We start from the raw sequence: 471 nt of genomic DNA, 5'->3' as shown, positions 1-471 counted from the left end.
TACGTTTAAGTGCATCCACAAAAACAGTGGATCAGCTCGTGCGGATTGCCGCAGCCGCAGGTAACTCGATAACCCCCAATAAAGCAAAGTTAGTTCTGTTTGATCTTGAGTCCAAGACTGTTGATGAGCTAGTTCGAATTGCTGCAGCAGGAAAGGGGTGTGTACTATTCGAATTGGAGTAACACACTAAAAAGATCACTATAAGTTTAAACATCAAACCAGTCTTAATTTAACATAAAGCCCTATTACGTGCACCGCTAAAACGGCTTCAGGGCGTTTCTGACGGGAAACCGGTAAAACAGGCAACAAACCACCCGAAAACCCGCCAGAAACGCGCAGGCTCTGTTTTTACGGCATGTATGAGTATGCACGCAAGTGCATAGCGCGAAAATTCACGCCATTCAGCCAGGGTAAGTCCTGTTTCCGGCGTTCTTCCCATCCGAAAACGGTGAACGGGGACGCAATTTATTG

The 471-nt window shown here is 46.5% G+C and carries 2 protein-coding genes; one reads left to right on the top strand and one right to left on the bottom strand.

The features are described 5' to 3' along the window. Nucleotides 1-182, top strand: a 182-nt coding sequence (locus HG543_RS54855; RefSeq protein ID WP_211194829.1) for a hypothetical protein, incomplete at its 5' end; no start/stop codon positions are given. 86 nt (nt 183-268) lie between these two features. On the opposite strand, the gene HG543_RS54850 is transcribed toward HG543_RS54855, so the two are convergent. Next, nucleotides 269-471 (bottom strand): hypothetical protein (locus HG543_RS54850; RefSeq protein WP_211194828.1); only part of this gene is annotated, 203 nt, incomplete at its 5' end.

The sequence above is a fragment of the Pyxidicoccus fallax genome (genome assembly GCF_012933655.1).
In the GTDB taxonomy this organism is placed as follows: domain Bacteria; phylum Myxococcota; class Myxococcia; order Myxococcales; family Myxococcaceae; genus Myxococcus; species Myxococcus fallax.
Note: the sequence above shows the minus strand (reverse complement) of the source record. Positions and strands in the feature narration are given on the sequence as shown.